The sequence below is a fragment of the Massilia sp. CT11-137 genome (assembly GCF_047302885.1).
Taxonomy (GTDB): Bacteria; Pseudomonadota; Gammaproteobacteria; order Burkholderiales; family Burkholderiaceae_D; genus Telluria; species Telluria orientalis.
This window is the reverse complement of the sequence record NZ_JBKYMP010000002.1, coordinates 1927467-1946107: the sequence shown is the minus strand read 5'-3', so window position 1 is coordinate 1946107 and position 18641 is coordinate 1927467. Positions and strand designations below refer to the sequence as shown.

The 18641-nt window shown below is 66.9% G+C and carries 20 protein-coding genes; 9 read left to right on the top strand and 11 right to left on the bottom strand.

Annotated features, from left to right (window positions below; all coding sequences use genetic code 11):
* The first annotated feature begins 38 nt into the window (after positions 1 to 38).
* Together ACEN98_RS25425 and ACEN98_RS25420 are read left to right on the top strand one after the other, a co-directional pair.
* Entirely contained in the window at positions 39 to 2870 is a 2832-nt protein-coding gene (locus ACEN98_RS25425; protein WP_413387637.1) for an EAL domain-containing protein, read from the top strand.
* Positions 2871 to 3000: 130 nt separating this feature from the next.
* Positions 3001 to 3213, top strand: a complete 213-nt coding sequence (locus ACEN98_RS25420) for a hypothetical protein (RefSeq protein WP_229470454.1) — start codon at positions 3001 to 3003, stop codon at positions 3211 to 3213.
* A gap of 82 nt (positions 3214 to 3295) precedes the next feature.
* Here the strand turns inward: ACEN98_RS25420 and ACEN98_RS25415 are convergent, their stop codons facing one another.
* Complete coding sequence (locus ACEN98_RS25415) at positions 3296 to 3658, bottom strand: hypothetical protein (protein WP_413387636.1); 363 nt, start codon at positions 3656 to 3658, stop codon at positions 3296 to 3298.
* Positions 3659 to 3727: 69 nt separating this feature from the next.
* Complete coding sequence (locus ACEN98_RS25410) at positions 3728 to 3865, bottom strand: hypothetical protein (protein ID WP_181158819.1); 138 nt, start codon at positions 3863 to 3865, stop codon at positions 3728 to 3730.
* 159 nt (positions 3866 to 4024) lie between these two features.
* Here ACEN98_RS25410 and ACEN98_RS25405 point away from each other — a divergent pair, with 159 nt between their 5' ends.
* Positions 4025 to 4231, top strand: a complete 207-nt coding sequence (locus ACEN98_RS25405; RefSeq protein ID WP_413342667.1) for a hypothetical protein — start codon at positions 4025 to 4027, stop codon at positions 4229 to 4231.
* Positions 4232 to 4293: 62 nt separating this feature from the next.
* On the opposite strand, the gene ACEN98_RS25400 is transcribed toward ACEN98_RS25405, so the two are convergent.
* Complete coding sequence (locus tag ACEN98_RS25400) at positions 4294 to 4455, bottom strand: hypothetical protein (protein WP_413342669.1); 162 nt, start codon at positions 4453 to 4455, stop codon at positions 4294 to 4296.
* A 22-nt stretch (positions 4456 to 4477) separates the two neighbouring features.
* Positions 4478 to 4657, bottom strand: coding sequence for a hypothetical protein (locus tag ACEN98_RS25395; RefSeq protein ID WP_413342671.1), 180 nt, complete (start codon positions 4655 to 4657; stop codon positions 4478 to 4480).
* A gap of 96 nt (positions 4658 to 4753) precedes the next feature.
* Here ACEN98_RS25395 and ACEN98_RS25390 point away from each other — a divergent pair, with 96 nt between their 5' ends.
* Positions 4754 to 5647: an alpha/beta hydrolase gene (locus tag ACEN98_RS25390; RefSeq protein ID WP_413387635.1), complete on the top strand. Its 894-nt coding sequence runs from the start codon at positions 4754 to 4756 to the stop codon at positions 5645 to 5647.
* Between the two features lie 64 nt (positions 5648 to 5711).
* Here the strand turns inward: ACEN98_RS25390 and ACEN98_RS25385 are convergent, their stop codons facing one another.
* Together ACEN98_RS25385 and ACEN98_RS25380 are read right to left on the bottom strand one after the other, a co-directional pair.
* Positions 5712 to 6629 (bottom strand): alpha/beta hydrolase, encoded by a 918-nt coding sequence (locus ACEN98_RS25385; protein WP_413387634.1) that lies wholly within the window; start codon positions 6627 to 6629, stop codon positions 5712 to 5714.
* A gap of 229 nt (positions 6630 to 6858) precedes the next feature.
* The gene (locus ACEN98_RS25380; protein WP_413387633.1) at positions 6859 to 7158 is read right to left on the bottom strand and encodes a 2Fe-2S iron-sulfur cluster-binding protein; all 300 of its coding nucleotides are present in this window, start codon (positions 7156 to 7158) and stop codon (positions 6859 to 6861) included.
* A gap of 105 nt (positions 7159 to 7263) precedes the next feature.
* On the opposite strand from ACEN98_RS25380, the gene ACEN98_RS25375 reads away from it, so the two are divergent.
* The 3 genes from ACEN98_RS25375 to ACEN98_RS25365 all read left to right on the top strand — a co-directional run bounded on the left by ACEN98_RS25375 (position 7264) and on the right by ACEN98_RS25365 (position 11269).
* Positions 7264 to 8247, top strand: coding sequence for a L,D-transpeptidase family protein (locus tag ACEN98_RS25375; RefSeq protein ID WP_413387632.1), 984 nt, complete (start codon positions 7264 to 7266; stop codon positions 8245 to 8247).
* Between the two features lie 21 nt (positions 8248 to 8268).
* On the top strand, positions 8269 to 8979 hold the full coding sequence (locus ACEN98_RS25370; protein WP_413387631.1) for a M23 family metallopeptidase: 711 nt from the start codon (positions 8269 to 8271) through the stop codon (positions 8977 to 8979).
* A 67-nt stretch (positions 8980 to 9046) separates the two neighbouring features.
* Positions 9047 to 11269 (top strand): alpha-galactosidase, encoded by a 2223-nt coding sequence (locus ACEN98_RS25365; protein WP_413387630.1) that lies wholly within the window; start codon positions 9047 to 9049, stop codon positions 11267 to 11269.
* Between the two features lie 12 nt (positions 11270 to 11281).
* Here ACEN98_RS25365 and ACEN98_RS25360 read toward each other — a convergent pair whose 3' ends face one another.
* From ACEN98_RS25360 to ACEN98_RS25340, 5 genes are all read right to left on the bottom strand, one after another.
* A complete protein-coding gene (locus ACEN98_RS25360) occupies positions 11282 to 13048 on the bottom strand; it encodes a M4 family metallopeptidase (RefSeq protein ID WP_413387629.1) in 1767 nt (588 codons plus the stop codon).
* A gap of 201 nt (positions 13049 to 13249) precedes the next feature.
* Entirely contained in the window at positions 13250 to 13816 is a 567-nt protein-coding gene (locus tag ACEN98_RS25355; RefSeq protein ID WP_413387628.1) for a hypothetical protein, read from the bottom strand.
* A 9-nt stretch (positions 13817 to 13825) separates the two neighbouring features.
* Complete coding sequence (locus tag ACEN98_RS25350; protein ID WP_413344467.1) at positions 13826 to 15010, bottom strand: zinc-dependent alcohol dehydrogenase; 1185 nt, start codon at positions 15008 to 15010, stop codon at positions 13826 to 13828.
* A gap of 219 nt (positions 15011 to 15229) precedes the next feature.
* A complete protein-coding gene (locus ACEN98_RS25345) occupies positions 15230 to 16099 on the bottom strand; it encodes a neutral zinc metallopeptidase (RefSeq protein ID WP_413387627.1) in 870 nt (289 codons plus the stop codon).
* Between the two features lie 36 nt (positions 16100 to 16135).
* Positions 16136 to 16318: a hypothetical protein gene (locus ACEN98_RS25340; protein WP_413344471.1), complete on the bottom strand. Its 183-nt coding sequence runs from the start codon at positions 16316 to 16318 to the stop codon at positions 16136 to 16138.
* A gap of 195 nt (positions 16319 to 16513) precedes the next feature.
* Here ACEN98_RS25340 and ACEN98_RS25335 point away from each other — a divergent pair, with 195 nt between their 5' ends.
* The gene (locus ACEN98_RS25335) at positions 16514 to 17470 is read left to right on the top strand and encodes a methyltransferase (protein ID WP_413387626.1); all 957 of its coding nucleotides are present in this window, start codon (positions 16514 to 16516) and stop codon (positions 17468 to 17470) included.
* A gap of 111 nt (positions 17471 to 17581) precedes the next feature.
* On the top strand, positions 17582 to 18580 hold the full coding sequence (locus tag ACEN98_RS25330; protein WP_413387625.1) for an SLAC1 anion channel family protein: 999 nt from the start codon (positions 17582 to 17584) through the stop codon (positions 18578 to 18580).
* Positions 18581 to 18641: the final 61 nt, after the last annotated feature.

The following is an 18641-nucleotide window of genomic DNA, read 5'->3' as shown; positions in this document are numbered from 1 at the left end:
AGGGCAAGCTCTCATCTTTCATGCATAGGGAACCCCGGATGTCGCGTCGCCGACTGCCGTTTTCGCTCACGCTCGCAGCAGGCCTCACGCTGGCCGGCGGCCTGGCCGCAACCGCGGTGCTGGCGGTTGCCGTCAGCCGTCTCGAATACGACAACAAGGCGCTGGCCTTCGAACAGGGAACCGGTGTGCGTGTGGCTGCCCTGCGCCAGGGCATGGATGATGCCGTCGAAGTGCTGAACGTCACCAACCAGTTGTTCACGACCGTGCAACCGGTCACGCGCGCGCAGTTCCACGATTTCACGACGCCGCTGCTGCAGCGCAATCCGTACATCCGCGCCTTCAATTTCCACCGCGTCGTGGACGCCGCCGACCGCGCCGCGTTCGAAGCGGACCTGCGCCAGTTCCAGCCCGACCTCGTGGTGCGCGAGATGCGCGGCCCCGCGCGGGTGGCGGCGCCGGCGCGCGAACGCTACCACGTCGTCGACTATCTCGAACCCATGCAGGGTAACGAGGCCGCCCTCGGCCTGGACGTCAGCCAGAACCGCCAGGTCATGGACGCCCTCGGGCGGGCGCAGGCGAGCGGCCGTGCCGCCCTCACCAGCCTGCTGCAGATCGCCCAGGCACCGGGCGCCCCCAGTTTCGAAGTGCTGATGCCCGTGTACGCCCGCGGCGGCCGCCTGCTGGGCGACACCGCCGCCGTGGTCTCCGTGCCGACCCTCGCCAATGCCACGCTGGCCAGGGCCGGCCTGCTGGACGACCACAGCATCCAGTTGAAATTCTATGGCGGCGGCCGCGCCGATCCGGCCCGCCTCGCCTATGCGAGCCGCGACGTGACGGCGTCCGAATCGCCCGTCCCGCTGCTGTCGGGCGGCTACACGGGCCGCGCCCTGAACACCTTCACGGTCGGCGGCCAGTCGTGGACCGTGGAAGCCATCGCCGCGCCCAGCCCGTGGCTGGCCGACCATCTCGGCTCGACCCTGCTGCTGACCGGCGGCGTGCTGTCGACCCTGCTCCTGTGCGCCTTCGTGCAGGCGGCCGGCGAGCGCGCGCGGAAAGTGCAGGAACTGGTGCGCGAGCGCACCGCCGACCTGAAGCTGACGAACCAGCGCCTGATCGACGACGTCCTCGCGCGCAAGCGCACGGAAAAAGCGCTGCAGGAAAGCGAGCAGCGCTTCCGCCAGCTCGTCGCCATGTCATCCGACTGGTATTGGGAACAGGACGAGGAATTCCGTTTTACCCACGTCACCGGCGACTTCACGGAAAAATCCGGCATCGCCACCGAGCGCGTGCTCGGCCGCCGCCGCTGGGATTACGTGCCGGCGCTGACGGACACGGAACTGGGCCGCGACCACGTCGCCACCCTGGAAGCGCACGAGCCGTTCCGCAACCTCGAATACCGCGTCGTCGACGACAACGGCGAGGAACGCTGGTTCTGCATCAACGGCCAGCCGACGTTCGACGAGACGGGGCGCTTCACCGGCTACCGCGGCACCGGCAGCGACATCACGGCGCGCAAGGTCACCGAGCAGCGCGTGCACCACGTGGCCCAGCACGACGTGCTGACGGGCCTGCCCAACCGCTCGCTGCTGCAGGACCGCCTGGGCCAGGCCGTCGCGTACGCCACCCGCAGCGGCCACCAGGTCTGGGTGATGCTGATCGACCTGGACCGCTTCAAGTACGTCAACGACAGCATGGGCCACAAGGCCGGCGACGTCCTGCTGATGACGGTCGCGGCGCGCCTGCGCTCGTCGCTGCGCGACACGGATACCGTCGCGCGCCTGTCCGGCGACGAATTCGTCGTGATCCTGTCCGAGCATCACGACCAGCCGCTGACGCCGGACATCGTGCAGCGCGTCATGGACTCCGTCGCGCAGCCCGTCATGCTGGGCACCAAGGAGTTCTTCGTCACCTGCAGCATCGGCGTGGCCGCGTTCCCGAGCGACGGCACGCCGTCCGAGAACCTGATCGAGCACGCGGACATCGCCATGTACCGCGCCAAGAAACTGGGCCGCAACAACTTCCAGTTCTACACGCCGGCCATGAACGAGGAATCGCTGGAGCGCGTGCGCATCGAGAGCGCGCTGCGCAACGCCCTCGAACGCAACGAATTCGTGCTGCACTACCAGCCGCAGGTCGACCTGCAGACGGGCCGCATCGTCGGCATGGAAGCGCTGATCCGCTGGAAGCATCCGGAACTGGGCATGGTGCCGCCGTCGCGCTTCGTCGGCATCGCCGAGGACACGGGCCTGATCGTGCCGATCGGCGCCTGGGTGATGCGCACCGCGTGCGCCCAGAACAAGGCCTGGCACGATGCGGGCCTGGGCAAGCTGCGCGTGGCCGTGAACCTGTCGGCGCGCCAGTTCGGCGCGGCCGACCTGCTGCCGGGCATCGAGGCCGTGCTCGACGACACGGGCCTGGATCCGTCCTGCCTCGAACTGGAACTGACGGAAAGCCTGTTCATGAGCGACGTCACGCCGGCCGTGGAATTGCTGCACCGCATGAAATCGCTGGGCGTGAACCTGTCGATCGACGATTTCGGCACGGGTTACTCCAGCTTCTCGTACCTGTCGCGCTTCCCGATCGACGTGCTGAAGATCGACCGCTCGTTCGTCAACGACATCACGCACGACGCCAACGATGCCGCCATCGTCGCCTCGATCATCGCGCTGGCGCACAACCTGCGCCTGTCCGTGATCGCCGAGGGTGTCGAAACGGCCGAACAGCTCGATTACCTGCGCCACCAGGGCTGCGACGAAATGCAGGGATATTATTTCTCGAAGCCGCTCCCGGCCCATGAATTCGAGCAATTGCTACGCCAGCGACGCGGCCTGACGGCCCCGGAAGACGAGCCGCAGACGGCCGCCGCCTGAAGAAATCTCGAATCCGCTTTAAGTTTGCATGACAAGTGCGAGATTTCGTGCAATTTCCTGTGGCTTAATCAATATCGTTCTCATACAATACTCCGTGATTCTTTAGCAATACACTCACCGAGCATAGATGATGACTGAACTGAATATCGACACCGCCACGGCCACCCTGGCGGAACGCAGGCCGCGCACCGACATGCGCACGCGCGACCTCGTCAACCAGGCCGTCGCGTCCGTTCCCACGCTGGGGCTGCAGCGCGCCGCGGAATTCCTCGCGGCGATGGGCGTGCCGGCGGAGATCGCGGTACGGGCGCTGGTGTACCCGAACCGCCGCCGCACCAATTAATACGCGACGTCGGCAATACGTTGGGTGGGCTCCCCGAGCCCACGCGTAACGTGGCGTCCGCGTGGGCACAGGCGTGCCGACCCTACTCCTGGGCAGAGATATCTGCCAACGACTCGCGACCACGTTCCGTCAATTCGAACCCGCCCTCGGCCCGCGCCGCAATGTGCGACTTGCGGCTGAGGAACTGGGCGACATCGTCATCCACATTCACCGCCGGGTCCGCCTCGAGCGCGCGCAGCGCCTGCACGCAGCGGCGCAGGAACAGCAGTTCCGTCCCCTGCGGCGTCAGCGCCAGGCTCCCGTTCTTCGCGTACTGGATCAGCTTCAGGCCCGACAGGCGCTTTGCGTTACGCCCGACACAGGCATTGACGCGGTCGGTCTTCGCGCCGCGCCGGATGAATTCGAGCGCATCGTATTCGTCGCCCGTCAGTTTCAGATTCTTCATTACCACTTTCCAAGAGAACAAGCCCGCCATGGTAACGGCGACGGGCCGTCCCGGCAACCTGTCTGGCCTTCAGCGCAACGCCCGCACGGCGGCCCAGACGAGGCCCGCCCCCGCCAGGACACCCAGCGCCACGGCCGCGTGCATCTTGTGCGACCCCAGCAGCGGGCCGCGGCCCAGCGGAATCTTGTTGTACAGGGTGGTGCTCATGCTTTTCTCCTCCGAGAGTCGTTGGCCTCAAGCCTATTATTAAAAAGTTCCTAAAAGATATATGTGCGCCAACGTACACAATCGGCGATCCTATTGCGCGCCGGGGCCGGACATGGACTGTTAGTATTGCGCCAACACGACAACGCAATGGAGCACACCATGAGAACCGACATTCCGAAACCGGATCCGGGCGCCGACGCCCCGCCCAATTTGCACGAAGCGGACATCGGCAGCGGGGAGCGCTCGCCAGGCCAGCATGAAACGGACGAGATGATTCGCGACATCCCCAAGCGCGGCAGCAATGAGGGTAACAAGCAGGACGCCGGCCAGGCCGGTAACCAGCAAACCGCCCCAGGCAAGGCCTGACCCTCTCGTGACAAAGGATGGGGCGACACGACGGTCCGCCCCATCCTGTTCCCTTCACCTGCTTATTCCGCCTTGATGGGCGGTTCCGGCGCATCCGGCTCCTTCACCGGTGCGCGCGCCGGCGCCGGTACGTCGTCCGGATCCGGACTCGGCTGCGGCGGCGGCAGCTCCGGGTCGGGCGTCGTGGGGTCCGGCGTGGAATGTGCGTGTTCCGGCAAACTCATCGATTTTCTCCGGCGAACGGGCTCAACGGCCTTCTTTCTGCTTGGCGCCGCCGCCCGCACCCTTGTCCTTGCCGGCCTTCACGGTCGACATGTGGTCGTGGCTGCTTTTCTCCTTGACGCCCGCCTTCTGTTTCTGGACGTCTTCCTCGGACTGGTTACCCGACTGCTTGTTCTGGCTGCCTGTGGATTTCGATTGGGTCATGATGATCTCCCTATGGTTGCGGTTGACGTTGTGTGCAGCCTAGCATGGAAGATCGCGGCGGGTTTTCAATCGTGCGGGGCTGGTATAGTCGAGCCCATGACACGCCTCGCTGCCCTTGCGCTCACTCTCGCCATGACCTCTACCGTGTATGCCGCCCCGATGACGCTGGACGACTACCTGGCCCTGTCCGGTCCCGCGCCCGCCGCCACCCTGCGCTACGGCGCCGCGCCGTCGCAGTACGCCGAACTGTTCCTGCCGTCCGGCACGGGACCGTTCCCCGTGGCCGTGCTGGTGCACGGCGGCTGCTGGACGAAGGAATTCGGCGGCATCACGCAGCTGCGCAACGTGGCGGGGGCACTGGCGGCGCGCGGCATCGCCGTGTGGAACGTGGAATACCGCCGCGTCGACGAGGCCGGCGGCGGCTACCCAGGCACCTACCAGGACATGAACGCAGCCCTCGACCTGCTCGCGCGCACGGCCCGGGAACATCCGCTCGACCTCGGCCGACTCGTGGCCGTCGGGCACTCGGCCGGCGGCCAGCTCGTGCAATGGCTGGCGGCACGGCCCCGCATCCCCGCGTCGAGTCCGCTGTACCGCAAGGACATCGTCCCCGTGCGCCAGGTCGTCAGCCTGGGCGGCCTGGCCGACCTGCGGCGCGAAGCCGCGCTGCTGAAGACGAGTTGCGGCCGCGAGACCGCCGAACTGGCCGGCACGCCCGGCGAGGGCCGGCCGGACGTGTTCTCCGACACGAACGCGGGCGACCTGATGCCGAACGGCAGCCATACGATCCTCGTCACCGGCGAACTGGACACGATCTCGCCCCCGCGCGTCGCGCACGACTTCGCGGCCCGCGCGCGTGCGGCCGGCGACAGCGCGGAGGTCGTGATCCTGCCGGGCGCCAGCCATTACGACGAGGTGGCGGCGACGTCGGGCGCGTGGCCGCGCGTGCTGCGCGCGATCGAGTCGGCGCTGGGCCCGGACGCGCGCTGACGCGGCCTGCCATGGCCGCAGCGTGTGTCCGTTATCGCCCGAAGCCGCCATCGATTTTGCTAACTTATAGGACGCCGATTTCCTTGAGCCAGTTTTCCACCAACGAAGGCCAAGCTGCTAAAGGATGGTCTTTCTCCCGAAGACCGAAGGCGTGCCCTCCTTTTGCAAAAAGATGAACCTCGGCCGGTACGCCCGCCTGATTCAGCGCCCGGGCATACAGCGTGCTATTGCAGATAGGGTCGACCGGATCGTCCCAGGCTTGCAATAGAAATGTGGGCGGTGTTTCCTTCGTCACGCGAATGCCTGGTTCGAGTGTTCCAGAGCGACACAGGTGACCCGGATAAAGCGCAATAGCAAAGTCGGGGCGACTGCTTAACTTGTCCACGGCGTCGACTGGCGCGTAGGCAGACGCAACGATGTTGCTGGTTTGGGCGACCAGATAGCCCCCGGCCGAGAAGCCGATGACACCGATCTTGCGCGGGTTCAGGTTCAGTTCGGTTACCTTCGACCGCACGAGCTTGATGGTCCGCTGCGCATCCTGCAGCGCAAGCGGTATCTTTGGAAAGATTCTGCATCGACATTTCTCATCCCAGTAGTCGTTCCCTCCGGGGACGCGGTATTTGAGCAATACGCAGGTAATCCCGCGTGATGTCAGCCAGTCGCAGATTTCCGTCCCTTCCAGGTCAATGGCCAGGACTCGGAATCCTCCACCGGGAAATACGATGACAGCGGCTCCGGTGTTCACGCCCTTCGGCGAGTACACGGTCATCGTTGGATTGCTCACGTCATTGATCTGTGCCCATCCACCGTGTCCCGTCGCAGCGACGACCGCTTCCGGCTGCTGGGTAGCCACCGCATTGGGGATTGCACCAGGCCAAATATCAATCTGCACATGTCCCGGCGACGGCTGCCAGGTCGCAGCTTGGGCAGACGCGAAGCCTATCAAGAAAACAACTAGACTTATCAAGAAACATGTACGCACGGCCTTCCCCTTGAATGATTTACATTTGCGCCCCTTCCCGGGCTGTGCGGGAAGTGTGTATCAGATAGGGGTTCAGTGGGCAGGCGTGTGACGAACCGAGCGGACTACGTGATGAGTTACCGGTACCGGCCTGGCAATCGGTCAGTTCCTGGCCCGATAGCGAACGTTGGTCAGCCGAGTGCATGAGGCTGTTGCTATCGAAGCAGGTCTGCAGCTGTGCCGGGCGCTCTCAGTCGGGAAACACGATCTTCTTCGCGAGCCGCTGGTCGACCACGAGATCGTCCTGCGCGACCGCGACGCACGGCAGGATATAGCCCTCGCGTTTTTCGTCGAGGGACAACCCCGGCCATTCCACGAGATAGCGCACCGTGCCGCGCGCGAGGCGGCAGATGCACGTGCGGCACGTGCCGTTGCGGCAGGAGCTGGGCAGGTCGATGCCGGCCCGTTCGGCGGCGTGCAGCACCGTCGTCTCCGTGTCGGTGTCGAAGGACCAGCCGGACGGCTGCAGGGTGATGGTCAACATGGTCATGCGGCGGATTGTACCGCCGGCCCGACGAAGCTGGGTTCGTTCCCGCACAGAGTCCCGTCTTGCGCGGCACTAACCTGAAGCCAACGCAATTTCAGGCAGGACACCATGTTGAAAACGACCCGCATTCCCCTTTTGATCGCCCTGCTGGCCGGCCTCGCCGGTCCGGCGGGCGCCGCGCAACCGCAGGCGCAGCCGGCCGCCGCCACCCCGGCCACGCAGGCCGAGCCGGCCGCCGCGCAGGCGGCCGAATTCGAGCGGCTGCTGCGCGCCCAGGTGCTGCTCGACCGCGCCCACTTCTCGCCGGGCGAAATCGACGGCGCCTACGGCTCCAACATGCGCCAGGCGCTGGCCGGCTTCCAGAAGGCGCGCGGCCTGAATCCGACCGGCAAGCTCGACGACGCCACATGGAACGCGCTGAACATCGACCAGACGCCGACCCTGCTGACCTACACGCTGGCCGACACCGACGTCGCGGGCCCGTTCCGCCCCGTGCCGGACGACATGATGGAAAAGGCCAAGCTACCCACGCTCGGCTACGCCACGCCGGCGGAAGGTCTCGGCGAGAAATTCCACGCGAGCCCGGCTCTGCTGGAAAAACTCAACCCCGGCAAGGACCTGGGCCGCGCCGGCGAGCAGATCGTCGTGCCGAATGTCGTCGGCACCCCGGCGCTGGCGGCGGCAGCGCGCGTCGTCGTGTCGAAGGAGGCCCGCATCCTGCAGCTGCAGGACGCCGGCGGCACCGTGCTGGCCCAGTATCCCGTGTCGAGCGGCAGCGAACACGATCCTCTGCCGATCGGCAACTGGAAAATCGAGGGCGTGCACCGCAACCCCACCTACCACTACAACCCGAAACTGTTCTGGGACGCCAAGCCGGGCGACAAGAAGACGACCGTCGCGGCGGGCCCCAACAACCCGGTCGGCGTCGTGTGGATCGACCTGACCAAGCCGCATTACGGCATCCACGGCACGCCGGTGCCGGCCTCGGTCGGCAAGAGCGAATCGCACGGCTGTATCCGCTTGACGAACTGGAGCGCATCGGAAGTGGCGGGCCTCGTCCAGGCGGGCACGGAGGTCGTGCTGCAAGACTGAACCGAAACAAAGGAGACGGCGATGAGATGGTTGATGACCTTCCTGCTCGGCGTGCTGGTGGGCGCCGGCGGCCTGTTCGTCTGGCTGCGCCAGATGCCCCACGAACCCGCCACCGCACCGGCCGTGGCCGCGAACACGGGTGCCCTGCCCGCGCCGCCGCCGCCCGCCAGCGGCATCGACGGCAAGCTGCCGCCGGCGCCGCAGGTCATGCCCGACCTCACGGAACTCGACCTGCCGCTGCGTCCCGCCGCGCCGGACACGCCCGCCGCCGCAGCGGGCACGGCCCCCGCGCCAAATGTCCCGCCGGGCAAGCTGCTCGTGCCCGTCGACGGCATGCCGTTCTCCAGGCTCGCCGACACGTACGACCAGCCGCGCGGCACCGAACGCCACCACGAAGCGCTGGACATCATGGCGCCGAAGGGCACGAAGGTGGTCGCGGTGGCGGACGGCAAGATCGTGAAGCTGTTCACGAGCAAGCCGGGCGGGCTGACCGTGTACCAGTTCGATCCGACCGAAAAATATGCCTATTACTATGCGCACCTGGACCGCTATGCGGACGGCCTGCAGGAAGGCGCGCAGGTCAGGCGCGGCGACCTGATCGGCTATGTGGGCGCGACCGGGAATGCCGATCCGAACGCGCCGCACCTGCACTTCGCCGTGTTCGAGCTGACGCCCGACAAGCAGTGGTGGAAGGGAACGCCCGTCAATCCGTATCCGTTGCTGCAGCCCTGAAGTTTTGCTTTTCGACCACTCCTCGGCCATTGCGATAAGATGAACAAAATCGCTGGCTGAGGAGACTATGAAGAAGATCGATCGACGCCGTCGCGCCGTATGCATGGGCATGCTGGGCGGACTTGCCGGACTCACCATGGGCAACGCCGCCCGGGCGCGCCCCACCATTGACGACGCGGCACGCGTCTTTCGTCTCGACGGCGGCGCCGTCACCTATGCGTTCGGCGTCAACCCGGATGGCCGTCTGCAGACCATGTACTGGGGCAGCGCGCTGGCCCCGGGCGATCCGCTGCCGGCGCCGGTGCCGGTCGCTGAGAACTCCAGCAACGAAACGTCGATCACCGTCACGCCGTTCGAGTATCCCGGCTTCGGCGCGGGCCTGACGGTGGAGCCGGCCCTGAAGGTCACCTTCCCCGACGGCGTGCGCGACCTGGACCTGCGCTACGTCGACCACCAGCTCGACGGCGAACGCCTCGTGGTCAGGCTCAAGGACGTCAGTCGCGCCGTGCACGTCACGCTCGCCTATGCGATGGAGGCCGCAACCGGCATCCTGACGCGCAGTGCCGTCGTCGAGAACCGGACGGACGGCTGGATCCAGGTCGACCAGATGGCGGCGGCCAGCATCAACCTGCCTTACGACGACGATTACCGCGTGTCGTACCTGACCGGGCGCTGGGCCGGCGAGTTCGCGCTGCAAACCCGCCCGGTCGGTCCCGGCGCGACGGTGATCGAGAGCCGCAAGGGCGTGACGTCGCACCAGGCCAACCCGTGGATCGCGCTGAGCCGGGCCATGACCGAAGAAGAGTCCGGCCCCGTGTGGTTCGGCGCACTGGGCTGGAGCGGCGCGTGGCGCATCGGTGTCGACATGGATGCGCTCGGCGGCGTCCGCGTGACCGCCGGCTACAACCCCTTCGATTTCGCGTATCGGCTCAAGCCCGGCGAACGCCTCTCCTCGCCCGTGTTCCATGCCGGGTTTTCCAATGACGGTTTCGGCGGCGCGTCGCGCCTGTTCCATCGCTACCAGCGCACGCGGATCCTGCCGGGCGCGCCGGCGCTCCGTCCGCGGCCCGTTCTCTACAATTCGTGGGAGGCGACCGAGTTCGCCGTCGACGAAGCGGGCCAGATGGCGCTCGCGGAGAAGGCCGCCAGCATCGGCATCGAACGCTTCGTCGTCGACGACGGCTGGTTCGGCGCGCGCAACAGTTCGAAAGCGGGCCTGGGCGACTGGGTCGTCAACACCAGGAAATTCCCGAACGGGCTGACGCCACTGATCAAACGCGTCAATGACCTGGGCATGGAATTCGGGCTGTGGGTCGAACCGGAGATGGTCAATCCGGACAGCGATTTGTACCGGGCCCATCCCGATTGGGTCATCCATTTTCCGGGACGCGCGCGCTCCGAAGCCCGCGACCAGCTGGTGCTCAACCTGGCGCGCAAGGACGTGTACGACCACCTTCTCATGGTATTGGACGGGCTGCTCGGCGCGAACGACATCGCCTTTCTCAAGTGGGACCATAACCGCGCCTGGTCCGAACCGGGCTGGCCGCAGGTGCCGCCCGCGGAGCAGCAACGCCTGTACGTGACGTACGTGGACAATCTCTACAAGCTGCTCGGCGAGCTGCGCCGGCGCCACCCGAAGGTCGAGATCGAATCGTGCGCCAGCGGCGGCGGCCGGGTCGATCTCGGCATCATGGCCCTGACCGACGAGGTCTGGGTGTCCGACAATACCGATCCGTACGACCGGCTGTTGATCCAGGATGGCTTCAGCCGTGCCTATGCGCCGGCGATCATGATGGCATGGGTCACCGACTCGCCCAACTGGGTCAACAAGCGCGCCACGTCGCTGGAATACCGGTTTCTGTCGTCCATGCAGGGGTCGCTCGGGGTCGGCGCGAACCTGAACCACTGGAGCGCGAACGACTTCGCGCAAGCGAAGCGCCTGATTGCCGAGTACAAGCGTATTCGCGTAACCGTCCAACAAGGCAATTTATACCGGTTGATATCGCCGCAGGGCGGCTCGGCACGGTCGGCGACGCTGTCGGTCGCGCAGGACGGCAGCCAGGCGGTCCTCTTCGCCTTCCTCCACTCCGGCGGCATGCGCAATCCGGCGCCCCATATCCGGTTGCGCGGGCTCGACCCACGGAAGACGTATGCGCTGCGCACCATCGCAGGCGGCGTGGCGCCGCGCACACCGAAACAGGCGAGCGGCGCCTACTGGATGGGACAGGGGATCCAGCCCAACCTCGCCGGCGACTTCCAGGCCGCGGCCATTGTCCTGGAAGCCGCCTGACGAGGTGCGTCTTTACTGCCCCGGCGCTTCGTCCACGTCCGCGCCCACGTTGATCGCGGCGTACGCCCGCTGCACGGCAATGGCTTCCTTGCTGTTCTTGCCGTACAGCTCGCCCGCCGCCTCGATCATCCTGGCGCGCGCATCCGCGTAATTGGTGCTCGACGTGAACTTGGTCGTGTTCGCCTTGAACCAGATCCGGTAGGCCTTGTCGAGCCCGACGCCCGTCATCGCGGCCGGCGTCTTGACGAGGTATTTGCTGTAATAATCGCCGGCCTTGTCCGCGCTGGAGCCCTGCGCGAGGAAGTAGAACATGCGGTTGTTCGGGCCGCTGCTGTAGTGCACGTCCAGGCGCTTGATCGAGCTGTTCCAGGCGTCCGGGCTGCTGCCGTCCTTGCTGGGGCGGTACATCCAGCGCAGCGGCGTGCCCGACTTGCTGATCTCCTTGCCCAGCACCCAGTCGTTGCCCGTGAGCGGGATGCTGTCGCCCTTTCCGCCCCCGCGCGCATACGCTTCGACGGCCTCGCCGTTGATGTCCGACGACGATTCGTTCAGGCCGCCCGATTCGCCCGAATACGTCAGGTTCGACGTGGCGGCCGTCACGCCGTGGCCCATCTCGTGGCCGATGACGTCGATCGAGCCCAGGCTGTTGAAGCTGGAGCCGTCGCCGATGAACATGCAGCGGCACGTGTCGCTGTAATAGGCGTTGTCGTATGCCGTGTTGACGTGCGCCGCGATGTACGTGGCCGTGTTGTGCCCATCCAGCGACAGCCAGTTGAACACGTTCTTCATCGCATCGTACGTGTTCATCAGGCCCCACATCGCGTTCACGGCGGCCGTCTGGCCGTTCGCGTTCGTCGTCGAGCCGCCGTTCACGTACTGCTTGCCGTCGCCCCACGTGTTCGTATCGTTGACGTAGACGCTGCCCGCGCTCGTGCCATGGTTCGCGTTCGTGATCGCCATCGCGCCGAACGTGCCCCCCGTGCCGCGGGTGTCGTCGATCATCCTGTACTTGCCCTCGGCGAGCGTCGTGTTGATGGGCACGTCGCCGTTGTACTGGCTGTGGCCCACGCCGACCACCGTCTGCAGCATGCTCCACTGCGCCAGGATGGCGCCGTCGCGCGCGCTCACGATGGTGTCGTGGTACACGGGCTTGTCGCCGACGACCATGCGCGTGTGCACGAGGTAGGCGAGTTCGTAGTGGTCGACGACTTCCCGCACGTCGAGCGCGTTGAGCTCCTGCTCCTGCTTGTCGCGCGCGTCCGGCACGCGTTCCGTGCGCATCGCGGGCCAGATGATCAGCTCCGCGCTGGGCGGCGTCTCGTGGCGCGCCGAAGCGCCCAGCGAGGCCAGCGCCGCATCGATCGCGGCCTTCGACGAGATCGCGGGCACGACGCTGAAATCCGAACCCGGCCCGGCGGCGGCGGCCTTCACGAAGTTGGCGCGCTGCTCGGAATCCGATTCGGACAGGATCTTGCCGTTGGCATCCAGCACGAGCACGGATTCGAAGCCGAAGATGCGCAGGTTCTTGTACGTATGGGCCACGCGCGCGACCTGCGTGCCCTGCGTGCCGGGATGCCGCGCGACGATCGCATACCCGTAGCGCGCATCCTGCCCGCGCGCGGCGCGGCGCGCGTCCAGCTGGGCCAGCAGCGCCGCGTCCAGCTGCGGGGACGCGGCAACCGCCGGGCTCATCGTTCCGGGGCCGGCCGCGCCCGCGGGCACGACGACCGCCAGGGACAGGGCGCCGAACGACGCCAGCAACATCTTGCGCTTGTTCATGAGATTTCCTTTCATTGAGCGGACACACCGATGCAGTGTGGCCGAGCTCGCTTAAAGGAATTTGCTCAAGCGCAAAGAGCCCCACGGCGCCTTGCGGCTGCCGTGAGGCGGTCTGTAGGGTGGACACCCTGTGCCCACGCGTGGGGCATGCAGTTTGTTGGCGTCAGGCGTAGGGCTCGGAGAGCCAGCCCTATGTTCGCATCAGCGCTCGCGCCGGCGCAGCAGGTACACGGCCGTGCCGACGACGGCACCGGCCAGCACCGCCTTCTTCACGAGGCCGGCCCGGTTGTGCTCCCACTCGGCCTTGATGCCCATTTCGCCCAGCACGTTCGGTACCTTGCCGTGGGCGAGGTCTTCGCCGATACCCTCGACGACGTTCACGCGGTCCGCCGCGAGCAGCAGCAGCCAATGGCGCAGGTCGTTTTCCGACCATTTGAAGGCGAGGCGGCGCATCATGCCGGACAGGCCTGTCGGCGGCTGCGCGGTGCCGAAGATCGGCGTGATGCCGGGCCGTTCGGTCGACACGAGAACCTCGACGTTTTCCGGCTGCTGCGGCAGCTTGCCGTCGTGCGCATGGATGAAGCGCGGCGGCGTGCGTTCCATCGGCACGGCGGGGCGGTTCTTGCGGTCGAGGTCGGCGCCCCAGCCCTCGATGTGCGACAACTCCTCGCGGCCTGGACGGCGCGGGCCTTCGGCCATGTCGCCCTGAAGCGGATGCGCATGCACGTGGTCCACGTCGCTGTCATGATGGTGATGTTGGTGTTCCATGGCGTCTCCTCAATGCAGTGCGGTGGCGTTCACGGCCTGGACTTCGCGCGCCGACGGCGGGATCAGGACGGGCTTGATGCAGTTGTCGAGCTTGCTCGAGAAGATGTGGTACGCGTCCGCCACCTCTTCCAGCGGCACCCGGTGCGTGATGATTTCTTTCGGGTTTATGCGGCCTGCGCGGATGTGTTCGATCAGGCGCGGCAGGTGGCGCTTCACGCTCGCCTGGTTGGCGCGGATCGTCAGGCCCTTGTTCACCACGTTGCCGATGGGGACCGCGTTGAACGTCGGGCCGTACACGCCCACGATCGACACGTTGCCGCCCTTGCGCACGCTGTTGATGGCCCAGTGCAGCACGGTCGAGGCGCCGGCCTGCATCTTCATCAGGCGGCCCGTCAGCGTCTGCGCGATGGAACCGGCCGCGTCGCCGCCCACGCAGTCGATGGTGACGTCCGCGCCCATCCAGTCGGTCATCTTCTTGATGTGCTCCGCCATGTCGTTCACTTCGCGGAAGTTCACGACCTCGCATTGGGCAAAGCGCTTGACGAATTCCAGGCGGTACTCGACCTCGTCCACGACGATCACCCTGCCCGCGCCCATCAGCCACGCGGCTTTCGCGGCGAAGATGCCGACGGGGCCGGCGCCGAAGACGACCACCGTGTCGCCTTCCTGGATGTCGCCCATCTCGGCGGCCTGGTAGCCCGTCGGGAGAGCGTCGGTCAGCAGCACGGCGTCGTCCAGGTGCAGGTCGTCGGGGATCGGATACGGGCCCACGTCGGCCATCGGCACGCGCACGTACTCGGCCTGGCCGCCGTCGTAGCCGCCCGCCGTATGCGAATAACCGTAGATGCCGCCGACGGCCGTCGCTTCCGGATTCGTGTTGTGGCAATTGCCGAAGAGTTCGCGCTGGCAGAAGAAACAGGAGCCGCAGAACAGGTTGAACGGCACCAATACCCGGTCGCCGGCCTTCAGCGTCTGCACGTCGCGGCCCACGTCCACGACTTCGCCGACGAATTCATGGCCGAACGTATGGCCCACGCGGGTGTCGGGCACCATGCCGTGGTAAAGGTGCAGGTCGGACCCGCAGATGCAGGAGCGCAGCACGCGCACGATGGCGTCGCCCGGATGTTCGATGACGGGATCGGGCTTGTAATCGGCGCGGACGCGATACGGTCCCCGGTAATTCATTGCCAGCATAATTCCTCCTCATTGGATGACGGCTCGCCGTAACGGACGAGCGCTTGACAACAAGGTATGTCAAAACGCTAAGGAAGGCGATAGGCGCACGGAAACGAACAGGGGTTTCGGAACGCTTTTTTCGAGGCTTCGTAGTGCTTTGTTTTTAAAAGGAAATTTATTGATTTTACGAACGAAAACGGCCGCACGCGGCGGCCGTTGTCCGGAGGCGGAGGCGGGTCAGAGCTGGCGCGCCTCGAACGTATTGCACTGCTCGACGGAGCCCGTCTCCAGGCCGCGCTTGAACCAGCGCACGCGCTGGGCCGACGTGCCGTGCGTGAACGAATCCGGCACGACCTCGCCGCGCGACTGGCGCTGCAGCGCGTCGTCGCCGATGGCGCTCGCCGCGTTCAGCGCGGATTCGACGTCGCCCTGTTCGATGATCTGCTTGGCCTGGTTCGTGTGGTAGGCCCACACGCCCGCGAAGCAGTCGGCCTGCAGTTCCAGCCGCACGGACGCCGCGTTGGCCTCCCGTTCCGACAGGTGCTGGCGCGCGCTGTCGACCTTGCCCGAGATGCCCAGCAGGTTCTGTACGTGGTGGCCGACCTCGTGCGCGATCACGTACGCCTGCGTGAATTCGCCGCCCACCTTGAAGCGTTGCTGCATCATGCGGAAAAACGTCAGGTCGATGTAGACCTTGCGATCGGCCGGGCAATAGAACGGCCCGACGGCGGACTGGCCCGTGCCGCAACCGCCGGTCGGCGTGCGGCCCGAGTACAGCACGAGATGCGGCGGCGAATACGTCGCGCCGTTGGCGCGGAAGATCTGCGACCACGTGTCTTCGGTGTAGCCGAGCACGGTGCGCACGAACTGCGTCTCGCGGTCGTTCGCGGGCGGATGCGCCGGCGCCTGCTGGACCTGGGCCGGGGAGCCGCCCGACAGCAGGCTCAGGATCGTGGACGGCGACACGCCGAAGAACCACGAGCCGATCAGTGCCACGACGATCGTGCCGATGCCGACGGTCCCGCCGCCGATGCCGAATCCGCCGCCGCCCCCACCGCCGCGGCGGTCCTCGATGTTGTCGCTCTGCCTGTCGCCTTCCCAACGCATGATGTTCTCCTTGCTTGTTGTCGAGCCGGAGGACCGTCAGCGCTCCTTGGCACGCCTGATCTTCACCGACCCCATGTTTTCGCGCGCATCCTTGAGGCGGAACTCGTCGTCCACCGCCAGGCCGGCGCGCTCTTCGTCGTGCAGCAGGCGTTCGTGGCGTTCCCGCTGGACCTCACGCTCCAGTCGCTCGCGAATGGTTACGTCCGGCGTCGTCTTCATGGTCATCCTCGTCTGTAGGGCCACGCTTCCTGCATCAGTCCGTCCATTGTGCATACGGCGCGCGGCCGCATCTGTTCGAACTTTCACATAAGCCGCATCATGCCATATGGCAGACCCGGCGTGCATGACGGCCTGTCCACGTCTCCGTGCGCTCCCGTACGGACGCGGGCACAGGCAACGCGCATGCTTGCGCGCATGACCCCCACCTTCGCCCACCACGACGCGCTGGCCGCGCTCGGCCGCAGTCTACAGGCCACCGGCTACCGTTTCGTGACCGTCACCCCCGCCACGCACCGCCGGGTCAACAATCGCCCGGAAAATGCCTGGGCCCTCGACCTGCGCGGCGTGTTCGGCTGGAGCCGGCCCTGGCGCGCCGGCGTGCTGCCCGAGCCCATGGCCGGCCAGCTGCGCGCGGCCGGCCTGGCGGTTGCGGAGGGCGCGGACGGCTGGCGTGCCGGCGTGCGCGCCTCGACCATCGGCGACCACCTGTACTTCCACTCGGCCTGGCCCACTTCCGACGAGGACGCCGTGTTCTTCGGTCCCGACACCTACCGTTACACGAGCGCCCTCAAGCGCGTCCTCGGTGCGCACGGGGGCTTGCGCCGCGCGGTGCGGCGCGCCGTCGACATCGGGGCCGGCGCCGGCCCGGGCGCGATCGAACTGGCGCTGCGCTGTCCCGACGCCACCGTCTACGCGGCCGACATCAACCCGGCCGCGCTGGCGCTCGCGGAAGTCAACGCGGGCCTGAACGGGGCGCACAACGTCGTGCCCTGCCACAGCGACCTGCTGGACGGCATCGAAGGCGGCTTCGACCTCATCATGTCGAACCCGCCGTACATCCTCGATCCGGACGAGCTGACGTACCGCCACGGCGGGGGCACGCACGGCGCCGAACTGTCGATCCGCATCGTGCACGCGGCGCTGGACCGGCTGCATCCCGGCGGCAGCCTGCTGCTGTACACGGGCGTGGCCATCGTCGACGGCGCCGATCCGTTCCTCGCCGCCATCCGCGACCGCCTCGATGCCGACACGGACGGCTGGTCGTACGAGGAACTCGACCCGGACGTCTTCGGCGGCCAGCTGGGCTGCGAAGGCTACGAGCAGGTGGAGCGCATCGCGGCCGTGTGGCTGCACGCCGTCAAGCGCGCGTAAGATCCTGCACGGTTGAGACGATCGGACAAAACGCTGCCGCATCCGGGCATGGCGGCCGGGTGCCCGCGCCTCCAGAATGACCTCCTCAGCACGATCACGAGGAGGCATACCATGCAAGCCGCACGCCCCGCTGCCGCCGCCGCGCCAGCCGTTCCGGCCACCCTGTCCTATTTGCCCGTCGGCCTGTTCGGCGCCGTCATGGGCCTCACGGGCCTGGCCCTCGCCTGGCGTCTCGCGTACCAGGCGTTCGGCGTGCCGGCAGCGATCGGCCAGGCCATCGGCGCCCTCGCCATCGGCACCTTCGCCGTGCTGGCCATCGCCTACGGCATCAAGGCCGCCGCCGGATGGTCCACGGTACGTGCCGAGTTCTCCCATCCGGTCGGCGGCAATCTGTTCGGCACGCCCCTCATCAGCCTCCTGCTGCTGCCGTTCCTGCTGGCCGACGTCAGCCTGGGCCTGGCGCGCCTCGCGTGGGTGCTGGGCGCCGTCGGGATGACCGTGTTCGCGTGGGCCATCGTCACCCGCTGGCTGTCCGTGCGCCATACGCCGGCCCAGGTGGCGCCGGCGTGGATCGTTCCGGTCGTGGGCATGCTCGACATCCCGCTGGCCGCGCCCGTGCTGCGCTGGGACGGCCTGCATGGCGTGATGGTGTTCGGCCTCGCCGTCGGCCTGTTCTTCGCGCTGCCGCTGCTGGCGATGCTGCTGTCGCGCCTGATCACGGAAGACCCGCTGGCGCCCGCGCTGCAGCCGTCGCTGCTGATCCTGCTGGCGCCGTTCGCGGTGGGCTATTCGGCGTACACGACGACGTTCGGCCGCGTCGACGCGTTCGCCCAGGGGCTCGTGATGGTCAATCTGTTCCTGCTGCCGGTGCTGCTGGCGCGCCTCGTGCACCTGCCGGCCTGCTCGCCGTTCCGCGTCGCGTGGTGGGCCGCCAGCTTCCCGCTCGCCGCCTCGGCCGTGACCGCGCTGCGCTACGCGGCGGTGGTAGACAGCCCGGTGATGGATGGCATTGCACTGCTCATCCTCGGCATCGCGACGCTCGTCATCGCCGTGTTCGCGGTGCAGACGCTGGCCGGCATCGTGCGCGGTCGGCTTCGTGAACTGAGTTAGATAGCCTCACACGTCGCCCCCGCGCAGGCGGGGGCCCAATATGCACGCGTTATCGCGATGC